Genomic DNA, 639 nt, shown 5'->3' on the forward strand with positions numbered 1-639 from the left:
CGTCCTCACCCCCGCACTCCGCGCAGAACTCCAGGGCAGTCTCCTGCACTGAGTGCACCCCTGAGCGGTACTTCCACCCGTCCCACCTCCCCGCCGGGTCCGACCCGACCGGACCCGGCGTCCCACCCTCAGCTACCCTCAGGCAGCTGATCTCGCCTCAGCTGGCATCACCCCAGCTGGAACCGGCTGCCCCAGGCTGCAGCACAAGGAGGACCCATGACCCCGCCTTCGACACCCGCCGGCTACGGCAACGGGTACGGCAGCGGCTACGGCGGGCAGCAGTCCGACGGCTACGAGCAGCAGCCGCTGGTCCGCCCCTACGCGATGACCGGAGGCCGCACCCGGCCCCGGTACCAGCTCGCGATCGAGGCGCTGATCTCGACCACCGCCTCCGCCGAGCGGACCGGTGGCCTGCTGCCCGAGCACGCCCGGATCGTCAGCCTCTGCCGGGAAGTCAAGTCCATCGCGGAGATCTCCGCGCTGGCCGGTGTCCCCCTCGGTGTCGCCCGCATCCTCGTGGCCGACCTGGCCGAGGCCGGTCTTGTCGCCATCCACCAGCCCGCCGCCGCGGGCGAGTCGGGCGGAACGCCCGACGTCACGCTGCTCGAAAGGGTCCTCAGTGGACTTCGCAAGCTCTAA

At 71.2% G+C, this 639-nt stretch carries 1 protein-coding gene; it reads left to right on the top strand.

Annotated features, from left to right (window positions below):
- The first annotated feature begins 216 nt into the window (after positions 1-216).
- Positions 217-639: a DUF742 domain-containing protein gene (locus tag ABD308_RS38810; RefSeq protein ID WP_344345739.1), complete on the top strand. Its 423-nt coding sequence runs from the start codon at positions 217-219 to the stop codon at positions 637-639.

This window comes from Kitasatospora putterlickiae, from assembly GCF_039527695.1.
Taxonomy (GTDB): domain Bacteria; phylum Actinomycetota; class Actinomycetes; order Streptomycetales; family Streptomycetaceae; genus Kitasatospora; species Kitasatospora putterlickiae.